Origin of the sequence: Stenotrophomonas sp. SrG (assembly GCF_050031795.1) — a bacterium.
GTDB lineage: Bacteria > Pseudomonadota > Gammaproteobacteria > Xanthomonadales > Xanthomonadaceae > Stenotrophomonas > Stenotrophomonas rhizophila_A.
The window spans coordinates 1-247 of record NZ_JBNBBE010000741.1 but is presented as its reverse complement, the minus strand read 5'-3'; the positions used below and the strand labels follow the sequence as shown (position 1 = coordinate 247).

General features: G+C 53.4%; 1 protein-coding gene. It reads right to left on the bottom strand.

Translation table 11 applies throughout. From position 1 onward, the window contains the following. Positions 1–48: 48 nt before the first annotated feature. The coding region (locus tag ACQG3P_RS21535; RefSeq protein ID WP_426806192.1) for a hypothetical protein at positions 49–247 on the bottom strand (199 nt) is incomplete at its 5' end.

Sequence of the window (247 nt, the reverse complement as noted above, 5' to 3'; positions counted from 1 at the left end):
GGCCAGTATCTCTTGGGGCTGGTCTATCTCCTGGACTTGGGTGCGCAGCTAGGCATTTAACACCTCCTCCGCCCGGATCAGCCTCTTGCCTTTGATCAACAATGTCAGCCTCAACGCGATGGTGGTGTGGGTCACCCCCCCCATCAACAGCTCGAGTATATCTTGCTTCGGTTTTGATGTCTTATGGGGCGACATGTTCAATCGGAAGCTTGTTTGGCGGGAGATGCACACTATGCCAGTTATGTGA